The organism is Streptosporangium amethystogenes subsp. fukuiense, from assembly GCF_042665875.1.
Taxonomy (GTDB): domain Bacteria; phylum Actinomycetota; class Actinomycetes; order Streptosporangiales; family Streptosporangiaceae; genus Streptosporangium; species Streptosporangium fukuiense.
Genome location: NZ_JBHTEE010000001.1, coordinates 1005702 through 1027992 on the forward strand (window position 1 = coordinate 1005702; position 22291 = coordinate 1027992).

The 22291-nt window shown below is 70.6% G+C and carries 19 protein-coding genes and 3 tRNA genes; 9 read left to right on the forward strand and 13 right to left on the reverse strand.

Annotated elements, in window-relative coordinates; all coding sequences use genetic code 11:
* Positions 1-2 precede the first annotated feature (2 nt).
* The 4 genes from ACFQVD_RS04315 to ACFQVD_RS04330 are packed head-to-tail and all read left to right on the forward strand — an operon-like array spanning position 3 to position 4953.
* Positions 3-1352, forward strand: coding sequence for a cation:proton antiporter (locus ACFQVD_RS04315; RefSeq protein ID WP_343965236.1), 1350 nt, complete (start codon positions 3-5; stop codon positions 1350-1352).
* A gap of 1 nt (position 1353) precedes the next feature.
* Positions 1354-2592 carry an ATP-grasp domain-containing protein gene (locus tag ACFQVD_RS04320; protein WP_343965238.1) on the forward strand — a complete coding sequence of 413 codons (1239 nt, stop codon included), beginning with the start codon at positions 1354-1356 and terminating at the stop codon, positions 2590-2592.
* Positions 2589-3893 carry an MFS transporter gene (locus tag ACFQVD_RS04325; protein ID WP_343965240.1) on the forward strand — a complete coding sequence of 435 codons (1305 nt, stop codon included), beginning with the start codon at positions 2589-2591 and terminating at the stop codon, positions 3891-3893. The genes ACFQVD_RS04320 and ACFQVD_RS04325 overlap by 4 nt, the downstream gene beginning before the upstream one ends.
* Before the next feature lie 13 nt (positions 3894-3906).
* Positions 3907-4953 (forward strand): FAD-dependent oxidoreductase, encoded by a 1047-nt coding sequence (locus ACFQVD_RS04330; protein WP_343965242.1) that lies wholly within the window; start codon positions 3907-3909, stop codon positions 4951-4953.
* A gap of 53 nt (positions 4954-5006) precedes the next feature.
* Here the strand turns inward: ACFQVD_RS04330 and ACFQVD_RS04335 are convergent, their stop codons facing one another.
* Genes ACFQVD_RS04335 through ACFQVD_RS04345 form a run of 3 tightly spaced genes read right to left on the reverse strand, consistent with a single transcriptional unit; the run spans position 5007 to position 6930 of the window.
* Positions 5007-5693 (reverse strand): hypothetical protein, encoded by a 687-nt coding sequence (locus ACFQVD_RS04335; protein WP_364147824.1) that lies wholly within the window; start codon positions 5691-5693, stop codon positions 5007-5009.
* A gap of 23 nt (positions 5694-5716) precedes the next feature.
* Entirely contained in the window at positions 5717-6550 is an 834-nt protein-coding gene (locus ACFQVD_RS04340) for an AfsR/SARP family transcriptional regulator (RefSeq protein WP_343965246.1), read from the reverse strand.
* 41 nt (positions 6551-6591) lie between these two features.
* Complete coding sequence (locus ACFQVD_RS04345) at positions 6592-6930, reverse strand: hydroxyisourate hydrolase (protein ID WP_326641313.1); 339 nt, start codon at positions 6928-6930, stop codon at positions 6592-6594.
* 255 nt (positions 6931-7185) lie between these two features.
* Here ACFQVD_RS04345 and ACFQVD_RS04350 point away from each other — a divergent pair, with 255 nt between their 5' ends.
* Complete coding sequence (locus ACFQVD_RS04350; protein ID WP_343965251.1) at positions 7186-7338, forward strand: hypothetical protein; 153 nt, start codon at positions 7186-7188, stop codon at positions 7336-7338.
* Between the two features lie 354 nt (positions 7339-7692).
* A complete protein-coding gene (locus tag ACFQVD_RS04355; RefSeq protein ID WP_343965253.1) occupies positions 7693-10782 on the forward strand; it encodes an AfsR/SARP family transcriptional regulator in 3090 nt (1029 codons plus the stop codon).
* A 193-nt stretch (positions 10783-10975) separates the two neighbouring features.
* Here the strand turns inward: ACFQVD_RS04355 and ACFQVD_RS04360 are convergent, their stop codons facing one another.
* Positions 10976-12616 (reverse strand): DUF885 domain-containing protein, encoded by a 1641-nt coding sequence (locus ACFQVD_RS04360; RefSeq protein ID WP_343965255.1) that lies wholly within the window; start codon positions 12614-12616, stop codon positions 10976-10978.
* A 487-nt stretch (positions 12617-13103) separates the two neighbouring features.
* On the opposite strand from ACFQVD_RS04360, the gene ACFQVD_RS04365 reads away from it, so the two are divergent.
* Together ACFQVD_RS04365 and ACFQVD_RS04370 are read left to right on the forward strand one after the other, a co-directional pair.
* Complete coding sequence (locus tag ACFQVD_RS04365; RefSeq protein ID WP_343965398.1) at positions 13104-13517, forward strand: DUF3592 domain-containing protein; 414 nt, start codon at positions 13104-13106, stop codon at positions 13515-13517.
* Between the two features lie 132 nt (positions 13518-13649).
* Positions 13650-14012 carry an arsenate reductase family protein gene (locus ACFQVD_RS04370; protein WP_343965257.1) on the forward strand — a complete coding sequence of 121 codons (363 nt, stop codon included), beginning with the start codon at positions 13650-13652 and terminating at the stop codon, positions 14010-14012.
* Positions 14013-14060: 48 nt separating this feature from the next.
* Here ACFQVD_RS04370 and ACFQVD_RS04375 read toward each other — a convergent pair whose 3' ends face one another.
* The 3 genes from ACFQVD_RS04375 to ACFQVD_RS04385 form a co-directional block, all read right to left on the reverse strand.
* A complete protein-coding gene (locus ACFQVD_RS04375) occupies positions 14061-14834 on the reverse strand; it encodes a nickel/cobalt transporter (protein WP_343965259.1) in 774 nt (257 codons plus the stop codon).
* The gene (locus ACFQVD_RS04380; protein ID WP_343965261.1) at positions 14831-15496 is read right to left on the reverse strand and encodes a hypothetical protein; all 666 of its coding nucleotides are present in this window, start codon (positions 15494-15496) and stop codon (positions 14831-14833) included. Before ACFQVD_RS04380 ends, ACFQVD_RS04375 begins: the two co-directional genes overlap by 4 nt.
* Before the next feature lie 79 nt (positions 15497-15575).
* Positions 15576-17249 (reverse strand): metallophosphoesterase, encoded by a 1674-nt coding sequence (locus tag ACFQVD_RS04385; protein ID WP_386368398.1) that lies wholly within the window; start codon positions 17247-17249, stop codon positions 15576-15578.
* A gap of 281 nt (positions 17250-17530) precedes the next feature.
* Between ACFQVD_RS04385 and ACFQVD_RS04390 the strand changes: the two genes are divergently transcribed.
* Positions 17531-18046, forward strand: coding sequence for a hypothetical protein (locus tag ACFQVD_RS04390; protein ID WP_343965265.1), 516 nt, complete (start codon positions 17531-17533; stop codon positions 18044-18046).
* 77 nt (positions 18047-18123) lie between these two features.
* Here ACFQVD_RS04390 and ACFQVD_RS04395 read toward each other — a convergent pair whose 3' ends face one another.
* The 6 genes from ACFQVD_RS04395 to ACFQVD_RS04420 all read right to left on the reverse strand — a co-directional run bounded on the left by ACFQVD_RS04395 (position 18124) and on the right by ACFQVD_RS04420 (position 22263).
* Positions 18124-19338 (reverse strand): M16 family metallopeptidase, encoded by a 1215-nt coding sequence (locus tag ACFQVD_RS04395; RefSeq protein ID WP_343965267.1) that lies wholly within the window; start codon positions 19336-19338, stop codon positions 18124-18126.
* Positions 19335-20609, reverse strand: a complete 1275-nt coding sequence (locus ACFQVD_RS04400; RefSeq protein ID WP_343965270.1) for a M16 family metallopeptidase — start codon at positions 20607-20609, stop codon at positions 19335-19337. Before ACFQVD_RS04400 ends, ACFQVD_RS04395 begins: the two co-directional genes overlap by 4 nt.
* Positions 20610-21244: 635 nt before the next feature.
* Positions 21245-21316 (reverse strand) — tRNA-Val (locus tag ACFQVD_RS04405).
* Positions 21317-21333: 17 nt separating this feature from the next.
* Positions 21334-21404, reverse strand: a tRNA-Cys gene (locus ACFQVD_RS04410).
* 25 nt (positions 21405-21429) lie between these two features.
* A tRNA-Gly gene (locus ACFQVD_RS04415) sits at positions 21430-21501 on the reverse strand.
* 108 nt (positions 21502-21609) lie between these two features.
* Positions 21610-22263: an amino acid-binding protein gene (locus ACFQVD_RS04420; protein WP_343965272.1), complete on the reverse strand. Its 654-nt coding sequence runs from the start codon at positions 22261-22263 to the stop codon at positions 21610-21612.
* Positions 22264-22291: the final 28 nt, after the last annotated feature.

Below are 22291 nucleotides of genomic sequence, written 5' to 3' on the forward strand. Positions count from 1 at the left end.
CCATGGTGATCGCCGCGGCGCCCGTCGCCGTCATCCCCGCGCAGAACCTCATGGTTCTCCTGCTGCAACTCGGACTCCTGCTCGGCCTGGCCACCGTCCTGGGCCGCCTGGCCGTCAGGTTCGGGCTGCCCGCCCTGCTCGGCGAGCTCAGCGCCGGCATCCTGATCGGGCCCTCGCTGCTCGCCAACGTCGCCCCCGACCTGTCCGCCTGGCTGCTCCCCACCGACCCGGCCAGATTCCACATGATCGACGCCGTCGGACAGCTCGGTGTCCTGCTGCTGGTGGGCCTGACCGGCATGCACCTCGACCTCGGCTTCATCCGCCGCCAGGGCAGGACCGCCGCCTGGATCAGCGGCATGGGACTGATCATCCCGCTGCTCCTCGGCGTCGGGATCGGCTTCCTGGCCCCCGCCGAGATGATCGCCGAGGGCGTCGACCACACGGTCTTCGCGCTCTTCCTCGGCGTCGCGCTCTGCGTCAGCGCCATCCCCGTCATCGCCAAGGTGCTGATGGAGATGCGCCTGCTCCACCGCGACATCGGCCAGCTCATCCTGAGCAGCGCGGTCGTCGACGACGTGGTCGGCTGGCTGCTGCTCTCGGTGGTCTCCGCGCTCGCCACCGCCGGGGCGCGCACCGGGCAGGCCGCGCTGACCGCGATCGCGCTGCTCGCCGCGCTCGTCCTGGTGGCCGTCCTGCTCGGCCGCCGGGTGGTCGCCAGGGTGCTGCGCGCCGCCGACCGAGGCGGGAGCGCCACCACCATCGCCGCGGTGACGATCATGATCCTGCTCTCGGCCGCGGCCACCCAGGCGATGGGATTCGAGGCCATCCTCGGCGCCTTCGTCTGCGGCGCGCTCGTCGGCTCCTCACCCGACCTGAAGGTCGCCAGGCTGGCCCCCCTGCAGACGCTCGTCGCCGCGGTGCTGGCACCGATCTTCTTCGCCACGGCGGGCCTGCGGATGGACCTGACCGAGCTGGCCAAGCCGCCCGTGCTGGTGGCGGGGATCGTGGTGCTGACCGTCGCCATCGCCGCCAAGTTCGCCGGCGCCTACCTCGGGGCGCGTATCGCCAGGCGCACCAAGTGGGAGGCCCTGGCCCTCGGCGCGGGTCTCAACTCCCGGGGCGTGATCGAAGTGATCATCGCGATGGTCGGCCTCCGCCTGGGTGTGCTCACCACCGCGTCCTACACGGTCATCGTCCTGGTCGCGGTCGTGACCTCGATGATGGCGCCGCCCCTGCTCCGCTACGCGGCCTCCCGGATCGCCCCCACCGAGGACGAGTCCGTCCGCGAGGAGTTCTTCGACACCCTGCAGGGCTCCGACCGGGAGCTCGTGACCACCGCCAAGGAGGCGTGAGATGACCACCGACACCAGGCCGCTGATCCTGGTGGTCGCGACGGGAATGCGGCACTACCGCGAGTATCTGCTGCGCTCCATCGCCACCGAATACCGCATCCACCTCCTGGTGACCGCCGAACCCGGCTGGGAGCAGGAGTACGTCACCGGCTGGACCGTGGTCGCCGACACCACCGACGGCCCCGCGATGGCAGGCGTCGCACTGGAGCTGGCCGCCCGCGAACCCGTGCACGGGGTGCTCTGCTGGGACGAGGCCAGGATCCTGGCCGCCTCGTACGTCTCCGAGGCCCTCGGCCTGCCCGGCGGTGACCCCGAGATGGTGCGCCGCTGCCGCGACAAGCACCGCACCCGCGTCGCGCTCGACGCGCTCGGCGTGCCGCAGCCCAGGTCGCTGGCCGTCGCCACGCTGGAGGAGGCCCTGCGGGCCGCGGAGGAGGTCGGCTATCCGGCCATCCTCAAACCGCGCGGCCTCGGCGGCAGCCTGGGCGTCATCAGGGTCGAGGATCCCACGGAGCTGGCGGAGCGGTTCGCCTTCGTCAGCGAGCTGACGGTCCCCGACGGGGCGACGTACGAGATCCCCGTCCTGGTCGAGGAGTTCGCCGACGGCCCCGAGGTCAGCGTGGACGCCGTCGTCCAGGGCGGCGTGGTGACCCCGCTCTTCCTCGGCAGGAAGGTCCTGGGCTACGAGCCGTACTGCGAGGAGGTGGGTCACTTCGTCGACGCCCAGGACGCGCTCCTGCAGGACGCGGAGTTCTGCCGCGTCCTGCAGGACACGCACACCGCTCTCGGGTTCACCGACGGGTTCACCCACACCGAGATCAAGCTCTCCTCCAGGGGACTGCGCGTCATCGAGGTGAACGCACGCCTGGGCGGGGACATGATCCCCTACCTCGGGCTGCTCACCACCGGGATCAACCCCGGCCTGGCCGCCGCCGCGGTGGCCTGCGGCCGTACCCCCGCGCTCGCCCCCGAGCGCAAGCTCGTGGGCGGGGTGCGTTTCTTCTACGTCGCCGAGGACGACACCACGATCGAGTCGATCGAGTTCGACGAGGCCGGCCTGCCCCCGGAGATCGACAGGGCGGTCGTGGTGGTCGCCCCCGGGGCGACCGTCTCGCCACCGCCCAAGGGCACCCTGTGGGGGCGTATCGCCTACGCCACCGCGCTGTCAGAGACCGTCGACGAGTGCCGGGCGGCGTTGGACGCCGCCGAGGCCGTCCTGAAGGTGAGGTCAACCGCGTGACCGCCGTTGTCGAGAACGAGAAGAACATGCCTCCAGGCCCTCCGGACAAGCCGGACGACGGGGTGTTCGTCACCCTGCGGGAGACCCCGCGCGCCGTCAAGGCGCTGCTCTTCGGCGGCTTCATCAGCAGGCTCGCCGCGTTCATTCAGATCTATCTGGTGCTCTTCCTGACCGACCGGGGCTTCTCCGCCACCCAGGCGGGGCTCGCGCTGGGCGTGTACGGAGCCGGCGCGGTGGTGGGCTCGTTCGTCGGCGGATCGCTCTCCGACCGTCTCGGCGCCCGGACGGTCACGCTGATCAGCATGGGCGGCTCAGCGGCCCTGATCGTGTCCATCCTCTACGCCCCGACCTACACGCTGCTGCTCGCCGCGGTCTTCATGGTCAGCACGGTCGGCCAGTTCTACCGGCCGGCGGCCCAGACCATGTTGACCGAGCTGACGCCGAGGCACCGGGTCGTGATGATCACGGCGATGTACCGGCTCGGCCTGAACCTCGGCATGACCGCCGCCCCGCTGATCGGCGCCGCGCTGCTCTCCGTCTCCTACAACGCGCTCTTCTGGGGAGAGGCCGCCGCGGCACTGATCTTCGGCGTCACCGTGATGTTCGCGCTGCCCAGGCGCGGGGCACACGCCGCGTACGTCGCGAAGCAGCAGGAGGCGGTGGCGGAGAAGGCGGAGGAGGCGACGCAGGGCCGCTCCGGCTACCTCGCGGTGTTCGCCGACTGGCGCTACAGCGTCTACCTGCTCGCGATGCTGCTCACCTCCATCGTCTACTGCCAGTACACGGCCACCCTTCCGCTGGACATCTCCGCCGCCGGGATCAGCCTGTGGTGGTACGGCGCGGCCGTCTCGCTGAACGGTTTCATCGTCATCACCTGCGAGCTGGCGATGACGAAGGTCGTGCAGAAGTGGCCGATCCGGCTGACCGCGCTGCTCGGCCTCGGCCTGGTCTCGGTCGGTTACGCGATCTACGCGATATCCCCGCTGCCGATCTGGTTCATGATCGGCACCCTGGTCTGGACGCTCTCGGAGATCATCGGTGGGCCCACCACGTTCGCCTATCCCGCGCTGGCCGGCCCCGAGCGGCTCCGCGGCCGCTACATCGGCGCCATGCAGAGCGTCTTCGGGCTCGGCACCGCGATCGGGCCGGTGATCGGAACCCTGGTGTGGTTCCAGGTCGGACGCTCGGTGTGGCTGTGGGCGGCCCTGGTCTCCGCGATCGCGACCGTGGCGGGCCTGATCGGCATGCGTGACCCGCACAAGGCCGAAGAGTCGCGGCCTGCGACCGCCTCGGCGACATGAACGGAGGAGTGAGATGCTCAGAATCGCCGTTGTGGGCGGTGGGATCGCGGGGGCCATGCTGGCCTGGCGGCTGTGCGAGGTCATCAGGGGCAGCGCCGTCCACCTGTACACCGGAGAGCCGCACAGGCGGGCCGACGCCAGCTCCGCCTCGGGCGGCCTGACCAGGGCGTTCGAACCGGACGCCGCGCTCTGCCTGGAGGCCGCCGACAGCCTGGCCGAGCTCCAGTCGAGTCCGGAGCTGCGCCAGTGGGCCTCCTACCGGGAGACCGGCTCGGTGTACCTGCTCCCCGGCCTGGGGCCGGGCACCGAAGGCCTGGTGGAACTGGTGCGCAGTCGGCTGCCCGGCTCGATCTCCCTGATCGGCGGCGAGGAGCTCAGCAGCCGCGGCACGTTCCGCGAGCTGCCCGAGGGAAGCGTGGCCGTCGTCGAGAAACGCGCGGGTTACCTCTCCCCGAACGCCTTCCGCGACCGGCTCCTGGTCGAGCTCGCCCGGTCGGGCGCGTTCGTCACCGACGGGCAGGTCGACGGGATCACGGCGGAGGCCGAGGTCCGCCCCGCCGAGGGCAGCCCGGCCAGGTTCGACGCCGTCGTGGTGGCGGCGGGGGCCTGGACCCAGGACCTGCTCGCCCGCACCGGCCTGTCGGACGCGGGACTGCGCACCAAGGTGATCCAGTACGTGCTCGGGCCCGCGGCCGGGAGGAATCCCGGCGCGTTCGTCGACGACACGTCCGGCCTGTACGGCAGGACGTACGCGGAGGGAAGGATCCTGCTCGGGCTGCCCACCGACAGATGGGACATCACCCCTGGAACCGTGCCGATCGACCCCGCCCTCACCAGCAGGATCCTGGATGTCGCCGAGTCCAGGATCGGGTACCGCCCGCCAGGCGGTGAGGTCAGGGCCGTCACCGCGGTCGAGTGCTACCACCCCACGGGCGGGCTGTCGCTGCGCCCCCTGGCGAAGGGCGTCTACACCTTCACCGGGGGCAGCGGCGGCGCGGGCAAGACGGTGCTCGCCGCGAGCCGCACGGCCGCGCGAAGCCTGGTCAGGTCACTGCGCTGACCGGCGGGAGGAGGGCCTGGCCGGGGCGCGGTGAACGTCACCGCGGCACCCGGTCAGGTCGTCGCGGTGAACACCAGATAGCAGTAGTCGTCCAGCATCTTCGCCAGCGGCCGGCCCGGCCGGCCCAGCCGCACCGCCAGCGCCTCCTCGTCGAGACCGGCCTCCGCGAGGAGGCGCCGCGCCCACCGGCGGCCCAGCCGCAGGTGGGCGCGGTAGGCGTCGGCGCCGCGGGCACCGTGCAGGGCGTCGGCGATGGCGGCGTCCCAGGGCATCAGCGCTCGCGGGCGCAGGGCGTGCAGCATCTTGGTCGCCGCGGTCGGCCCCAGCGAGCGGGGTCTGGATCCGGGGGCCGCCCGCATCGCCGCGAGGTCCGCGTAGCACTCGCCCACCGCGTCGATCTCGGCGTCGCCCAGCTGGGCGAGTGCGACGTCCCGGCCGGGAAGGCGATCCCGCCAGCGCTCCCACCAGGCGCCGGTTTCCGCGCAGAAGACGTCCGGCTCGCCCTCGCGCGGGTAGCGCAGCCGGCACCCCCAGGCGTTCAACCAGGTCAGCAGTGCCCGGCGATGGGCCGCGAGCGCCGGGTCGACCCACGGCCCGGTCGCCAGCAGCAGTCGTTCCCAGGACCGCTCGGCCGCGGTGTAGCCGGCGAACTCGCCGACCGCCGCGCGCAGGCGCTCCAGGTCGGGCCCCCCGTCCGTGCCGGAGCCTCCCGGGCCGGAGGCGGCGGAACGCGATCCCATCTCCCACGATGGAGTCGTCATGGTCACCGGCCGGTCAGCGGCGGCCGGCTCCGGCCCCGCATCAGCGCGGCCAGCAGCCGTTCGGTGCGCTCGTTCGGCTCCACCCCGAGGTCGGTGCGGAGCCGGTGACGGCACACCTCGTACCAGCTCAGGACGCGGCCAAGCTCGTCGAGCTCGCCGTGCATCATCATCAGGGTCTGGTAGGTGGCCTCGTGGTGGGGGTCGACGTCGAGGGTCCGGCGGCACCAGTGCATCGCGGCCGGCCAGTCCTCTCGCTCCAGCGACTCGCTGCGCAGCGCGGACAGCGCGCGCAGGGCGGTCCCGCGCATCCACTGCCGCTGCTCGTTGATCCAGCCGCCGGTCTCGCCGGTGAGGAAGTCACCGATGTAGAGGTCGGCGGTGCGCTGGAACCAGGCGATCGCGGTGTCGTGGTCCTTGGCGACCCAGGCGTCCCGGCCCCGGTCGAAGGCGCGCTGGAACTCCTCGATGTCCACCCACGCGCTGTTCGTCCGCAGCAGGTAGCCGTGGTTCTGGTGGAGCAGGGTGAAGCCGTCCCGGTCCTCGAACTCGTTGAGCACCCGGCGTACGCCGTGCACGGCCACCTTGAGCGAGCTGGAGTGGTGGTCCGCTCTCTCCGGCCACAGCACCTCGTGCAGCCGGTCCCGGTGGACGAACCGGTCACGGTTGACCAGCAGGTACTGGAACAGGGCCCGGGCCTTGCCGGCGCGCCAGTGTGACACGGCCTGCCCGTCGACCTCCAGACGGAAGTTGCTCAGGCAGCGGGCGACGACCGAGGGCGTGCCCTCGTCGGCTCCGGAGTTGTGGGGGCCAGGTACCGCCAATTGTTGAACAGGCATGTTCGCTTCCCTCAGGAGAACGGACTCCGCCGCTCGCGGAGTCAACCGCGGACGCCGAAATACGTCGTGTACGAGTGCGGTGCCAGCACGACCTGGATGTGATAGGGCATGCACTCGTCGTGCATTCTGAACATCACCGTGACCTCCGGGTAGGAGGTGGTCATGCCAAGCCCGGCGAAATAGTGGTCGGTGGCGAGGACGAGACGATAGAGCCCGCGCTCCATGAATTCGTCCATCCATTCTTTTACGTTTCCCTCGATGTCGGTCTCTCCCTCGGAGACCTGTTGCCAGTCCGCGCCCACGGCTCGCTCCAGGCGAGCTCGGACACCGGCCGCGGATCGGCCGTAGACGCCGTCAAGTGCCTGCGTGGCGATGCTCATGGTGAGGATACCCATCTTCTGGTCGGGGCCGCTTGACCTGTATCACGCGACCTCGGTCCCATCAGGTTCCACCGGAGCGTTATCCGTCCGCTTTCGGCCCGCTATCCATCGGCTACCGCTCCCTATCTTTTCCCGGCGAATGGGGCGGATGTCGGATCAGAAGAGATCGGATAAAGGCTGGATAGGGGGGCTGCCTACGTTTTGAAGCAGACAGGCGAACAGCAGCCAGGAAGACACGAACAAGAGGTGCAGAAAATGCGGAAATTCGCTAGCTCCAACGCTCTCCGGTCCATCATCGCCGCCACCGCCATCCTGGGATGCCTCGGCCTCACCGCCGTCCTCCCCGCAGTCGCCGCCGGCGGATCCCCGGAGACCGTGGTGCTCGCCAGCAACACCCCCTGGGGCTGAACCGCACCCCGCCCGGTGGTCGCCGGCGGCGGGATTCGCCGGAGCGGTCGGAGCCGTCCAAGGCCCGGCCGCTTCTTCGCGTCTCAAACCCACCCGTTAGTCGCAAGTCAGGCCAGACCTTAACAAAACCCCCTGGTTCTCCACTCAGCGACGTTGTATGATCCCGGGCAGACAGCGGTTCATGCACATAAAATCACCCGTCGTGATCACTGAGTTATATGTCTGAGGTTACGGTCGGCCGAAATTCGATATATTTTCCTGAGTTTAAGTTAATGGTCAGGTGCCTGACGTCTCTCTTACGCAAAACCATGCGGTGATTTCCTGGACAGGCCGCGACTCTGTAAGGAGATTCGGGTGGAGTATCGGATCCTCGGTCCTCTGGAAGTCGTGGCCGGTTCCCAGCGCCTGGATCTGGGAGCACCCCGGCAACAGGTGGTTCTCGGTTGCCTTCTGCTGGAGGCCAATCGCATGGTCACCATCGGGCGACTGACCGACGCGATCTACGGTGACGACCTTCCCAGCACGTCGCGCGCGCAGGTGCAGATCTGTATCTCCTCACTCCGGCGACTGTTCGCCGCCCACGGCAACCTCGACGTCATCGCGACCCATTCCCAGGGATACACCCTGCGGGTCACCGAGGGGCAGCTCGACTCCCAGAACTTCGAGAACCTGCTGAGCCAGGCCCGCCAGGCCCGTGAGAACCGCAACCCGGAGGAGGCGGTCAGACACTACCGGGACGCGCTCGCCCTCTGGCGGGGCCCCGCCCTCGACGGCCAGGAGAGCAGGCTCGTGCAGGCGGCGGTCAGCAGGCTGACCGAGCGCCGGATCAACGCCAACGAGGACTGCGTCGATCTGGAACTGGAACTCGGCAGGCACCACGAGCTGGTCGGCGAGCTCAGCGAGCTCGTCGAGGAACACCCGCTCAGGGAGCGGCTACGCGGCCAGTTGATGCTCGCTCTCTACCGCTCCGGGCGCCAGGCGGAGGCGCTGACGGTCTACCGCCGCGCCCGCCAGACGATGATCGACGAGTTGGGCATCGAGCCCAACGAGAGCCTGCAGCAACTCGAGTACGCGATCCTCACCTCCGACGAGAGCCTTGACCCGCCGGAGCGGCAGCAGCAACAACCGCAGCAGCTCCAGCGCCACGGCGAGGCGAACGAGGCGCCGGTCGCCCACCGGGCCGTACCCCGGCTGCTTCCCACCGACATCGCGGACTTCACCGGCCGGATCAAACTGGTCGAGGCCATCCGCAGCCAGCTCACCTTCGCCGCGGAGGACCGGCAGCGACTCGCCGTGCCCATCATCGCCGTGGTCGGCAAGCCGGGGATCGGCAAGTCCACGATCGCGGTGCACGTCTCGCACAGCGTCGCCGGCCGCTACGAGGACGGTCAGCTCTTCGCCGACCTGCACGGAGGGGAGTCGCGCCCGCTCGGCTCCGGGCAGGTGCTCGAACGCTTCCTGCGGGCGCTGGGCGTGCCGGGCGCCGCCATCCCCGACGGGGTGGACGAGCGGGCGGAGATGTACCGCGCGCTGCTCGCCGGACGCAGGATGCTGATCGTCCTGGACGACGCCAGGAGCGAGAGCCAGGTGCTGCCCCTGCTTCCCGGCAATCCCGAGGCCGCGGTGATAATCACCAGCAGGACCCGGCTGGCGGGCCTGCCCGGTGCCGCCCACCTCGACGTGGACCTCTTCGACTCGCGGCAGTCGGTCGACCTGCTCTCCCGTATCGCGGGTATCGAACGGGTGCAGGCCGAGCACGAGGCGGCGGCCCGGCTGGCGGACCTCTGCGGCCACCTCCCACTGGCGCTGCGCATCGCGGGCGCCAGGCTCGCGGCCCGGCCGCACTGGACGATCGACCAGCTGGTGGGCCGGCTCGAAGACGAGACCCGCAGGCTCGACGAGCTCAAACACGGGGACCTGGGCATCAGGGCGAGCATCTCCCTGACCTACGAAAGCGTCAGCGAGGACGCGCGGAGGCTGTTCAGGCGCCTGGCCATCCTGGAGTTCCGGCACTTCTCCGGCTGGGTCGCCGCCGCGCTGCTCGACAGCGACCCCTCCGACGCCCAGGACCTGCTCGACGACCTGGCCGACACCCAGCTGATCGAGGCGACGGACACCGGATACGGCGTGCACGGCCAGTACCGCTTCCACGACCTGATCCGCGTCTTCGCCCGCGAGCGCCTCGCCACCGAGGAGGCGGTCGCCGACCGCAAGGCCGCGCTGGAGAGGGTGCTCGGCGGGCTGCTCTTCCTGACCGGGGAGGCGCACCGCCGCGAGTACGGCGGCGACTACGTACAGGTGCACAGCGAAGCCCCGCGCTGGTCGCTGCCCGACCGGCTGGTCGAGAAGCTGGTCATGGCCCCCCTGCCCTGGTACGAGCGCGAGCGGCTGACACTGGTCGCGGGGATCCGCCAGGCGGCGCAGGCCGGGTTCGTCGAGCTCTGCTGGGATCTCGCGATCAGCGCCGTGACCCTGTTCGAGTCGAGGATCTACTTCGACGACTGGCGGGAGACCCACGAGGTCGCGCTGGCCGCCGCCCGGCGGGCCGGGGACCGCAGGGGGCAGGCGGCGATGCTCTACTCGATCGGCTCGCTCTACATCGCCGAGCAGCGGTTCGGAGACGCGCGCCGCGACTTCGAGGCGGCCGCGGAACTGTTCGAGGAGGCGGGCGACGACCTCGGCGTGGCCCTCGTCATCCGCAACATCGCCTTCCTGGACCGGATCAGCGGCCGGCTCGACGACGCCGTGGAACGCTACGAACGCGCACTGGCGATCTTCCGTAGGACCGATGACCAGGTCGCCTCCGCCTACGTGCTGCACAGTGTGGCCCAGATCAGACTGGACTGCGAGGACCTCGAAGCGGCCAAGCTACTGCTGAGCGAGGCGCTGGAACTCAGCAGGGTCGGCGGCAGCCGCCGCGTGGAGGCACAGGTCCTGCACCGGCTGGGCGAGACCTACCTCCGCTCGGGAGAGCTGCCGTCGGCGGCCGAGGTCTTCGAACAGACGCTCACCACGGTACGCAACATCGGGGACCCGACCGGAGAGGCGTACGCCCTGCACGGCCTGGGCATCGCGCGGCTGCGCCAGGGCGACTTCACCGAGGCCGACCTCACGCTCCAGCGCGCCCTGGAACTGGCGAGCACCATGGGAGAGAAACTGGCCGAGGCGCGGGTCGTGCTCGGCCTCGGTGAGCTGGCGCTGGCCACCGACCAGACCGAACAGGCCATCGGCCGCTTCCACCAGGCCCTCGGCCTGTTCCACAAGATCGACGCGCCGTTCCACGTGGTCCGCGTCCTGGTCATGCTCAGTGAGGCGTACTCGGCCGTCGGCGAGACCGAGGCGGCGCTGAGCGTCTCGGAGGAGGCACTCGAACTGGCCGACACGATGCCCCCCGCGATCGCCGCCCAGATCCGCACCCAGCTGGCGGATCCTCCCGCCGGCTGACCCCGGCCGTGCCCGGCGGGAGGCGGCGGAGACGGCGCGGCCACGCCCCTGGGCGGGGCGCGGACGTGTGGTGCGGCGGGTCGGTCACCGGCCCTGATCGAGTGGCCGTCGTCGCTGTGGGCGGTGCGGGCGCTCACCGGTGGCCCTCGTGTGATGCCGCCCGGCGACATCACACGAGGAGCGGGGCCGAAGATCAGCCGATCCGGCGCAGGGCGTCGGCCAGGCTGGACAGGCCGACCGGTCCGAGCTCCAGCGCGGCGGTGTGCCAGGCACGCAGGTCGAAGGCGTCGCCCTGGCGCAGCCTGGCCTCCTCGCGGGCCTGCACCCAGGCCCGCTCGCCCAGCTTGTAGGCGATGGCCTGGGCGGGCCAGCCGAAGTAGCGCACCACCTCGGCCTCGACCCGGTGCGGCTCGCAACGGCCCCGGTCGCGCAGCACCTCGCAGGCCTTCTCGAAGGTCCACTTCGAGCCGTCGGGGAGCGGCAGGTCCAGGTGGACGCCCAGGTCGATGACCACCCGGGCGGCACGCAGCGCCGACCAGTTGAGCATGCCCAGCCGGGTACCGGGGTCGGTGAACCAGCCCAGCTCGTCGGCCAGCCGCTCGGCGTACAGGCCCCAGCCCTCACCGTGGCCGTCCACCCAGGAGACCTTGGCGAACCTGGACAGGCGGTCCTCGGCCATCCGCATCGCGCCGAACTGCAGGTGATGGCCGGGAACGCCCTCGTGGAAGATCGTGGTCAGCTCGCTCCAGGTGGCGAAGCGCGTCCGCCCGCCGACCGGCCACAGCGTGCGGCCGGGCCGCGACAGGTCCTCGCTGGGCGAGTTGTAGGAGGCCGCGCCGGAGGTGGAGCTCACGTCGACCTCGGCCACGATCCGCCGCAGCGGCTCGGGGATGTCGAAGTGGGTGCCGTTCAGCTGCTCGATGGCCCAGTCGTGGCGTTCCTGCAGCCAGGCCTGGTACTCCTCCAGGGAGTCGACGGCCTGGGTCTCGTTGAGGATCTCGGTGGCCTCCTCGATGGTCGCGCCCGGCTTGATCCGCTCGACCTCGGCGGCCATCTCGGCCCCGATGCGCTCCAGCTCGGCCCAGCCCCACTCGTAGGCCTCGCGCAGGTCGATGTCGGAGCCCAGGCTGATCCTGGCCGCGACCGCGTAGCGCTCGGGGCCCACCGCGTCGGCCTCGTCAGCCCTCGGGGCGTACTCCTCGCGCAGGTAGCGCCCGGCGTCGGCGTACGCGGCGTGGGCCGCCGCCGCCGCGCTGAGCAGCTCCTCCTTGACCGGGCCCTCGCCGTAGGTGGCGACGAAGGCGTCGTGCGCCGGGGGAGTCCCGCCCGCGCCGGCGAACTGGTCGGCCTGGTCGGCCATGGCCAGCGCCTGCCTGCGAGCGCCCCGCAGGCCCGAGGCCAGGCCGACCTCCAGGCTCTCCCGCCATCCGGCGAGCATCGTGGGGATCGCCGCCAGGCGGGCGGCGACGTCGCGCCACTCGTCATCGTTGCCGTGCGGGAGGAGGACGACGCTGGAGCGCACCCGGTAGGGCAGCCCGTACGGCGCCGCCACCCAGCGGAGCGGCTCACCCATGTCGTGCCAGCCGAGCTCGGCCTCCAGCCGCTCCCGCAGGTGGGCGGCCGCCCGGACGTCCGACTCCCCGGTCGGGACCAGCTCGTCGAGACGCTTGAGGGTCGTACGGATCAGCTCGGCACGGGCAGAGCTCCCGGCGGGGCTGTGGTCGGTGGCGGCGACGAAGTCGGACACGATGCCCTCGGCACCTGCCGCGATCGGGTCGAGAGCCGCCCAGCGGGTGACGTACTCATCGCAAAGCGCAAAAATCGGAGTGCTCATGTCCGAAACGTAGGACCGCCCAACATCCATGCCTTATCGCTCCGCTATCGAACCTGGTGGCGGGCTTCAGTGACCTGGGCACGTCGGCGAATGTGGCGTACGGGTACCCGGGGGTGGGGCTCGGTCACGTCCGGGCTCGGTCACCACCGGAGGCGGCGGGGGCGGTCCCCGAACCCTCACCTGCTCTCGCTGCGCCTTTGACCTTCTATCCCGAACAGGCCGCACAGATGAGCGGCTCTGAAACCGCACCTGCCCTCGCTGTGTTTTCTGCCGTGCGCGACACCGGGCTTTTCAGCGGAGACCAGTCTCGTCGGCGGTGGGCACCCGCGGCCAGGGCGTCCCAATGATCTACAAGTCGTTCTCCAGTGTCGGCCTCTAACCTCATCCGCGGTCCTCCTGAGCCGGGAGCGGCTCGGCGCGGCGCAGGCTCCCGAACGGGACTGCGACGGCGGCCCTTGAAAGAGACGAGAAGGAGGCGGTGGTGGACATGAACACCATGCCGTTGGTGGGAATCCTGTTCGGAGCGGTGTTCGCCGGGATGGGCATCCGGGTGATGACCATCGGGCAGCGGCTGCGGCGGCACGGGGTGCGGGTGCCGGGCGTCGTCGTGGGGCTGCGCTGGTCCAGCAGCAACGGCAACGACAGCGGCGTGTACTACCCCACGCTGCAGTTCCAGACGATGCAGGGCTCGGTGGTGGAGACCGAGTCGGATCTGGGCTCCAACCCCTCGCCGGTCTATCCGGGCCAGCAGGTCATGGTGGCCTACGACCCCGAGCGACCCCAGCGCGCCCGTCTGGACGGGGTGGGCGGCAAAGGTGTGCTCCACGGCGTGCTGTTCCTGACCGTCGGGGCGGTCATCCTGGTGGTCTCCCTGGTCGCCGCGGTCAACTCCTGGTTGTGAGGACGGGGCCCGTCCCCCCGGCGGCCGGTTCCGCCGTCTGTCCTCCCGAAGGTGACTCATGAGGACTGTTCTATTACGGTTCCCGCAGTGGGTTCCTCTCGCCCGTCGCCCGAGTCCCCGAAGGAAGGCAGCATGGAAATCTGGATAAATCCCGACTGTTCCAAGTGTCGCTCCGCGCTGTCCGTCCTGGACGCGGAGAAGGCCGAGTACACGGTCCGGCGCTATCTGGAGGACCCGCCCGACGAGCGGGAAATCCGTGAGGTGCTGACCAGGCTCGGCCTCGAACCCTGGGACATCACCCGGACGGGCGAGAGCGCGGCCGTCGAGCTCGGCCTGGCCGACTGGCCCCGCACCCCCGAGAGCCGCGACCGCTGGATCCGGGCGCTGGCCGCCCATCCGATTCTGATCCAGCGCCCCATCATCACCGCCGACGACGGACCGGCCGTCGTCGCCCGAACCGAGGAGGCCGTCCGTTCGCTGCTTCCACCCCGGTAGGCGCCGGAGACATGGGCGAAGCCGGTTGAGGCTTCCTGCCCGGAGGTGTCAGCCGGTCAAGGTGCCTATCGCCGCGACGAGGTAGAGGCCGCCGGCCGAGGAGACCGCGAGGCCGGCGGCGGCCGGGGCCCAGGCCATCGCGGTGGAGGCCAGTGACCACCTGTGGGTTCCGCGGGCCAGCAGGGTGTAGCCCCGGATCGTCACGACGCCCACACCGGTCAGGGTGAGGGCCATCCCCACGCCGAAGGCGGCGACGAGCGCGACGGCGTCGAAGGCCCGGCCGGTGAGCAGCCCGCTCATCAGGACGACGAAGGCCGACGGCGAGGGCAGCAGCCCACCGGAGAGGGCCAGCGCGACGAGGCCCCGGCGCGACCAGGGATCCGGCCCGTCCTCAACCTGATGACCGTGACCGTGACCGTGGCCGTGACCGTGGCCGTGCTGCGCCCGGTGTCGGCGTCCCCGGAGGTGGCGGTAGGTCAGGTGGACGCCCACGCAGACGGTGACCAGTCCGGCCAGCACCTGCATCCAGGCGGTGACGCTCTCCGTGCCGAAACTCGCGGCGCTGCTCAGCCCCACCCAGGCGAACGCCAGTACCAGCACCGAGAAGGTGTGCATCAACGCGACGATGACTCCCAGGCGCAGCGCGTCGCGGTGGTTGCCCCGGGTGCCGACCAGGTAGGCCGCGGTGACGCTCTTGCCGTGGCCGGGGGCGACCGCGTGCATCGCTCCGGCGACGAGGGCGACGGCGAGGACCACCCAGAAGACGCCCCTGTTGTCGAAGAGCGAGATGAACCGGCTCTCGAAGCCGCTGAGCTCCGTCACGACCGGGTACCCGTCGTACTCACCCTGCGCCGGGTGCGCAGCACGACGAACGCGCCCGCCCCGGCCAGCAGTACGGCGGTGCCGACGGCGACGCTCGTCGTCTGCCCGGACCCGCCGTTCCCGCCCGATCCGGAGAAGCTCAGGCGCCGGGTACTGACGGCCTCGGTGAAGAGTGTCTGCCGGGGAGTGGCGGAATCGCCCGCGATGAGCATCGTCCGGTACGCCGTGTTGAGGTCGGTCAGGGCGGCGATCGTCACGTCCACCTCGGTCACCGGGCTCCGGCAGTCGAAGACGAACCGGGCGCCGTCGACGAGCAGTGCCCGGAGTTCCTCCAGCCGGCTCTCGCACGGCCGGCCGGCCTGGGCGACCGTGATCTTCTCCAGCAGGTAGTCGCGGAGAGCCGTTGAGCGCTCCAGCTTCTGCTCGCCGGTCAGCTCCGTCGAGACGGTGCCGGTGGACGGGTCCTCGAACGCGCCGAGCGACTGGCCGAGCGCGACCCAGTCGTCCTCGGCCGGGAGCCACGAGATGGTCACGCGCGAGCCGTCGGCCTCGATCCGCGCGGTGGACGGCGGTCCGAAGGGGTGGGCGGCGGCCGGGGTGGCCCAGCCGGCCAGGACGCAGACGAGCAGCGCGCCCGCCAGCGTGCGGGCATGGATTTTCAATGGATTTCCTGTCCGACAAGGTTCCGGCACGTCCGGGGGCGGGGCCGCGGTAACGGCGGCCCCGCCCCCGGCGGGCTTACTACTTGTTGACCGTGACGGCCGGGCTGGTGATCTTCTGGTTGGCGCTGTCCAGGTGGACCACGTAGGTCTCGCCCTTCTTCACGTTGGCCGGAAGCCGGAAGGTGTAGGTCAGGCGGCCCAGCTCATCGGCGTCCCGCACGCCGACCGAGACGCTGTCCTTGTCCTTGCCCCGCGCGTTCGCGTCGGCCTTGCGCAGGGAGACGGAGACGCGCTCGGCCGGGTCGTAACCGTACGCGGAGACGGTGAGCTCGCCGCGGTGGTCGACGGTGGTCTTGTCGACGCCGACCTGCTCGCCGACGGTGTTCTCCGCGGTGCGGACCTCGTTGACGGTGCGCTCGCCCTTGCTGTTCTTCCGGACGACGAAGCCGTCGTGGTGCTCGCCGTTGGCGTAACGGGCCTCGAACGTGATCTTGTCGGCCTCGACGTCGATCAGCTGGTAGAGCTGGGTGTTCTGGCTCTTGCTGACGACCTCGGCGCCGTTTCCGGTCCAGTTCTCGCCGTTGTTGAGGGCGTACATCTTGCCGCCGGAGACGGACACGACGTAGGCGACGCCGTTGTTGACCGTGACCGACTTGCGGGCGGTCGCCACGTTGCCGCGGCCGTAGGAGTGGTCGTGGCCCTGGAGGACCAGGTCCACGCCGTACTTCTCGAACAGCGGGCCCCACTGGTCGCGTACGGCGGGGTTGTTGCGGGTGCCGGTGGTGGAGTAGACGGGGTGGTGGAAGGTCACCACGGTCCACTTGTTCGGGTTGTCCTTGAGCAGCCCCTCCAGCCAGGTGGCCTGCGCGGCCATCAGGGCGGCGTTGCTCTGCACGTTGGAGTCCAGGCCGATGAAGCGCACGCCCTGGTAGTCGACGGTGTAGGCGGTCTGCTTCAGCTCCGGGTTACCCGGTCCGTTGTCCGGATAGGGGAACTGCGGACGCCAGAAGGCGGACAGGCCGCCGCTGTACTCGTGGTTGCCGGGGATCGAGAGGTTGTTGACCTGGCTGTCGATGAAACCCGCGGCCTTGTACCACTGGCCCCACTGCTCCTCGCTGTTCGCGGAGTCGATGAGGTCACCGGCGTTGACGATCATCTTGGCCTGCGGGCGCTCGGCGAACGCCTGGCGGAAGACGCGCGGCACCGCGGAGTCGATGTAGTTCTGCGCGTCGCCGTAGTAGATGAACGAGAACGGCTGGAGGTCGGCCGCCGCGGTGGTGAAGTCGCTCCACTCGTTCCAGTTGGTGCCGTCGCCGACCCGGTAGCTGTAGCGGGTGTTCGGCTTCAGGCCGGTGAACTCGACGGTGTGGTAGACGGAGGCGTACCCCAGCGTGGTGTTGACCGGGGTGGTGCTGATCGCCCTGACGTTGGCGACCGCGCCCGCGGGCGGTGCGACCCCGCCGAGCGCGCGGGGGGCCTCAAGGATCTCGGCTTGCGCGGACTCGGCCTCGGTCACGGCCCGCCAGGTGACCTTCTGGCTGGCCGACGGCGTGGTGGTCGGGGTGAGGATGACCCGGTCGGGCATGGGGGAGGGCTTGTGGATATCGGCGGCGGGGTACTTCGGCGGCGCGGCCGCGCCGAACGCCACCGGGCTGAAGGCGAGGCCGCCGACGATCAGCACGCCAGCGCCGACCGCCGTCAGCCTGGTACGCCGGGATCCGGCGGATCGGGGCAGCTTGACTTTGCCCATCATGAGCTCTTTTCCAGGGAGGATCACATTCCACCGAGGGAGTGCGGTGGACGTCGGTATTGATCCAGAAAAGATGGACAAAAACCCATATAGGGCATTACGTCCGGATGAACACCGTCTCCCTGGTATCTCTGGCCCCAAACGCACCATTGATGTGGCCGGAAGGCCGTGCGCTCGACACTTTCCGTTGCCCTCGCGTTCGGTGGCGCGCGCCTAACATCGTGCGAGCGGGCGTCGCGTCCCCTCCCGGGCCGAGGCCGAGATCCCCGAACGGGAGGTATTTGATGACGAGCCCCCGGCAGGCCGCCGACCGGCGACCTGCCCGCCGCTGGACGCTGCTTCCCGGCTTCGTGGTGCTCGGCACGCTCTTCCTGCCGCCGTCCACGGTGGGGCCGGCGGGACCGACGGTCAAGGACGAGACCTTCATCACCGCGGAGACCGGCGGGCTCCTGCACATCGAGGCGGGGGAGTGTTTCACCGACCCGGCCTACTCCCCGGAGGCGGCCGAGGTCGTCGTGCTCTACACACCCTGCAAGGAACAGGCGGCCAACCAGTCGTACGGCTTCGTGCACGCCCCCGATGGTGCGTGGGATCCGGCCGCGCTGACCACGTTCGCCCGGGAGAGTTGCCGACGGGGGTTCGACGGCAACTGGAGCGGTGAGTCGGCCTCGGGGCTGGATTTCTACCCGGTCATGCCGACCCGGAAGACCTGGGCCGACGGCGACCGCGACGTGATGTGCGTGGTCTACAGCCCAGAAGGCTCGATGAACGGTTCGGCGCTGCCCCTGGCGAGGTGGTGACCGCCGACCGGTGACGCGCCGCCGGGCACCGTCCACCGGGCGGGCGCGGCGCCCGCCCGGTCCTGACCGTCGTGTCCCTACTCCACCTCGGTGAGGGTGAGGGGGCGGGGGAGCGCTTCGGGATCCGCGACGACCACGCCGGAGAAGCGCTCGGGAGCGAGGAACTCCTCGGCCACCGCCACCACGGCGTCCGGCGTCACGGCGGCCAGGCGGCGCGAGAAGCCGAGCAGCCAGAGCGGGTCCATGCCCTTGGCGGCCAGGTCGGCGAGTGAGGAGGCGAAGGCGGCGCGCGGGGCCAGGCGGGTCGCCATCGAACCGAGGGCGTAGGCGCGGGCGGCCTGGATCTCCTGTCCCGTGGGGGGACGCGTCCGCATCCCGCAGAGCTCGGCGGCCAGCGCCTCCATCGCGGCGCTCGTGGTGCCGGCCGCGGTGTCGGCCTCGATCGCCAGCAGCCCGCTGCCGTGCTGGAGGTCGAAGAACGTGGTGACGCCGTACACGTAGCCCTTGTCCTCACGCAGGCTTCTCGACAGCCGGGAGGAGAGGTAGCCGCCCAGGACGTTGCAGGCCAGGAAGAGCGCCGGATAGCGCTCGTGCTCCGCGGTCACCGCCTGCGCGCGCAGCCGGATGCGAGACTGCTGCGCGCCCGGCCGCGGCAGCGGCGCCAGCCGGCCACCCTCGATCCTGGGAGGCGGCGGCAGCGGCGGTGCGCTCCGTGCGAGCGGCCGCCAGCCGACCAGCGCCTTCTCCACGGCGTCGGCCATCCGCTCGGGGTCGTCCGGCGAGAGGATCATCAGGACGGCGCCGCGAGGGTCGAACGGTCGGCGCCGCAGCTCTGCGATCCCGGCCAGCTCGTCATCCTCCGGCATCTGGAAGGCCAGCGGGTGGTCGCCGAACAGGTGCCGCGCCAGCTCGGACCTGACCGCGATGTCGGGGTGAGCCCTGACCATCCTGAGCTGCGCGATCAGTTGTCCACGCACCGACTCCACCTCGGCGGGCACCCCCTCCACCACCTCTGTCAGCGCCGACATGAGGGAGTCCAGGGCGTGCACGGAGCAGGAGGCGGTGACGGTCATCTTGTGGACGTCGGCCACCACGCTCAGCTCCACGCCGTCGTCCGCGCCCTGCCGTTGCGACAGGCAGGCCGCCAGCAGCACGGACTCGGCCAGAGCGCCCCGGGTCGGACAGGGCGAGGGAAGGTGAAGACGCACCTCGACCAGGGGGGTGACGCCGTGTCGCAGGGCCAGCAGGCGCAGGCCGTTCCCCAGGGTGCGATCCACGACCGCGTTACTCATCGCCCCTCCTCGGGAACGGCCCTGAGCAGCGCACGGGAATCCGGGCGCAGGCCGCGCGCCGCCGCCGCCACATCGGCGGCGGTCACCTCGGCACACAGCTCGGGCAGCCGCGCGACGCGGCCGGGATCACCGAACAACAGCTCGAAGCGCCCGATCATGCGCACCCGGTTGGCGAGCTGGTCCATGGACCGGTGATGGGAGTTGACCCATCTGGTGCGCCAGCGCGGCACCTCCTCGTCGGTGGGCCCGAGCGCGCCGATCGCCTCCAGTTCGGCGTCCACGGCGGCCAGCACCTGCTCGGCCGGCAACTCCTTCGGATGGACCGCGGTGAGGATCCACATGTCGGGGTCGCGGGCGTCGAGGAAGTCGAACAGACCGACACGGGTGGAGAAGATGATGGTATGCCCCGTCTCACGCCGCAGTCGCTCACGCAGCCGCGGCTGGGAGCCTCCGGCCAGCACGTCGGCGAGGGCGGCCAGCGCGAAGTGGGCTCGCGGGTCAGTGGCCGGGTCGGGCACCCGGTGGCCGATGGCGAAGGCGGGAAGCGGCGCCAGAGCGTCGGTGTACCCGGCCTCCGGTCGCCCGGTCGGTTCCGGCTCCCAGCGGGAGGTGAGCGTGGGGGCGGGCCGGGGCGGGATCTCCCCGAACGTGCGACCGATGACCTCCAGCACCGCGTCGGCCTCGACGTCGCCCGCGACCGTCACCACGGCGTTGGCCGGGCTGTAGTGGCGGTCGAAGAAGTCCTCACAGTCCTGAAGGGTGACCTGCTGGAGGGCGGTGTAGTCGCCGTACCCGTCGTGCGCGTTGGCGAAGTCGCGGAAGAGCACGGGTGACAGCCTGGGCCAGGGGAAACCGCCGTAGGGCTTGCGGATCTTGCCCAGGACCTCCTCCCGCACGACCGAGGTCTGGGCCAGGATGGCCCGCTCGGTGATCTTCGGGGCTCGCATGCGAGCGGCCTCCAGCGCGATCACCTGGGCGGCGGCCTCGGCGGGGACGACGTTGTAGAAGTCGGTGTAGTCCTGCCGGGTGGAGGCGTTGCAGAAGCCCCCGATGCTCTCGACCTGCTGAAAGTGGTCGAGTTCGCTGCCCGCCTCCCCCTGGAACATCAGATGTTCGAACAGGTGCGCCAGGCCCGATCTGTCTTCGGTCTCCGCGCGGAAGCCGACGTCGTAGTGGACGGCGACGCCCGCGATGGGCGCGGAGCGCTCCTCCGCGACGACCACCCGCAGCCCGTTGCCCAACGTCACGCGCACGATCTCGGCGGTCTTCATCGGCGGCTCACCTCGCGCGAGGAAGAGGGCGGCGGTTGCCAGGCGTCCGCCGGGGCATCGTGCCGGCCCACGTCCCATGCCGGCGGACCGGCATGGGAGCCGCCCCCGCCGCCGTGTCTCCTGCGCATGATTCTGTCTCCCCGTGAATGGGACGGACACCTGGACGCGACCACGTTCGCCGGGATGACGGCGAAGATCCGTCGTGGTCAACTCGGGGTGAGCGTGTCGTGACCGTCTTGAAGGTGACTTGTGGGCTACTGGACCGGCATGTCAACGGCCACGAGGGACCTCAAGCAGACGGGCGCGGGCGTCATCGGCCGGGTGTGCGTCGCCGCCGACGGCCGGCCAAAGGCCCTTGCCGGGGGACTCCTGTGGGCTCGGTGAGGTGTCCACCCGTCCGTGTCCGGGCTGACGCACGCGGAAGGACCCGCCTTTGGCGGCCACGGCGACGCCATGCCGCGGAAGCCGCCCCGGCGGGCTGACGGCGGTGGTGTGCCCGCCGAAGGCCGGTGCGGGCCAAGGCCCCGGAGCGCGGCGACCGGATCCGGCCCTCGCCGCCGGGGACAAGGCGGCCTGGTCGCTCAGAAGATCAAAAAAGGCCGTTTCCCGCTGGGGGAAACGGCCTTTGATGTGGGTGGACGATACAGGGATTGAACCTGTGACCTCTTCCGTGTCAGGGAAGCGCTCTCCCGCTGAGCTAATCGTCCGCATGGGGAAGGACCAGAGGTGGAGACGGGATTTGAACCCGTGTAGACGGCTTTGCAGGCCGTTGCCTCGCCTCTCGGCCACTCCACCGGAGTGAGAGCCCGAAGACCCTTCGAGCGGAAGACGGGATTCGAACCCGCGACCCTCACCTTGGCAAGGTGATGCTCTACCACTGAGCCACTTCCGCGTGTTTCCTCCGGGTTTCGCTCCCGGTGGCGACGAGAGAACTCTAGCGGGTTTTCCGCGCGGTTGCGTAACCGTACGTTCGGCCGCCCGCCCGGTGGCCGCAGGCGGCTCAGCCGGTCTGGTGGCGCAACTGACGGACGACGGCGCGTTCCACCGCGGGCAGGGTGAGGAAGATCTCCAGGATGCGGGTGAGGCGGTGCACCTCGATGCGGTGGAAGGCGGGGCCGTCGGCGCGGGCCAGCAGGAAGGTCAGGGCCAGCGGGGGCAGCGGGGCGGCGATCACGTGCAGGCCGGAGTCGAGGGTGAAGGAAGTCGGGCGGGCGGGGGTCTCGGCGGGGAAGGGGACCTGCTCGGGAGCCCGCCAGCTGGAGTGGACGGTCGCGCGAGGGAGCTTCTCGGTCGCCGCCGCGGCCCAGTCGGCGCTGAACAGCACGGGCATGGAGTCGATCAGGGTGGCCAGCGCCCGATCGCCCGCCGTGCTGATGTACTTGAGGATCTCCAGCTCCGGGTAGGTGCCCGGTGCCTCGCGCGTGCTCCAGACCCCCTCGATCGTCACCCCCGGCACGCTCTCCAACCCCTCGACCAGGGTTTCCCTGGGAGCGGAGTCGGGCCAGTAGACGGTGATGTCGTCCAGCGCCCGGCCCTCGCCGCGCTCCAGGACGACCACCTGGGTGATGTCCGCGCCCGCGACGCCGAGGACGCGGGTGACCTTCCCCAGCGAGCCCGGCTGGTCGGGCAGTGCGATCCGCAGTCGCAGCAGCATCCGCGGCCTCCCATGTCACGTCGGGTTA